The sequence below is a fragment of the Rhizobium ecuadorense genome, assembly GCF_001187535.1.
GTDB classification, from domain to species: Bacteria; Pseudomonadota; Alphaproteobacteria; order Rhizobiales; family Rhizobiaceae; genus Rhizobium; species Rhizobium ecuadorense.
On the sequence record NZ_LFIO01000164.1, the window covers coordinates 1 to 584 of the forward strand.

Here is a 584-nt window from a genome sequence, read left to right on the forward strand (position 1 = left end):
TGATGCAGGAGCGGAGAATTGGGCGACCATCGCCTCGCTGATCGAGACGTGCAAGCTCAATGCCGTCGATCCGTTTGCGTATTTGACCAGCACGCTCACCGCCATCGTTAACGGCCACAAGCAGAGCCAGATTGAGGGTCTCCTGCCGTGGAATTACCCGGCAGGGTGATAGGTGCGTAAAGGCGTCTGTCGGCCCGCAGCGATCATTCAAAAATCTAAAGTATATGGTCCTTGGTCTTGATGTCGCCGCCTATGCATATGCAAGCTGCTCGGTGAAGACTGCAACAGATGTTTTACGGCTGGATGCGATGCTGAGCCGTTAAGTGATCTCTTACTGGAATCGCTTAATAGTGTGCTTCCATCTCGGAGCGCCTCGTCTGATCAATGCCGTATACTCGAAGGACGCTCATTGCCTCATTGGTTTCGCTTCCGCTCATGGGATGCCAGGGCGAGAGTGCAACGGTCCGTTTTAAGGTGATCGCTTTGGCCACTGTCGACGGGCGGCCGGTCGAAAGTTCATCAGTCATGGAAGTTTCCTATTCGAAGGTGACACAGAGTCTGATCGGCAATGGGGGCACCACGCG

Annotated in this window: 1 protein-coding gene; it reads left to right on the top strand. The window is 54.5% G+C overall.

The features are described 5' to 3' along the window. Positions 1 to 169: transposase domain-containing protein (locus AF337_RS04500; protein WP_160320247.1), on the top strand; the 169-nt coding region annotated here is incomplete at its 5' end. Positions 170 to 584: the final 415 nt, after the last annotated feature.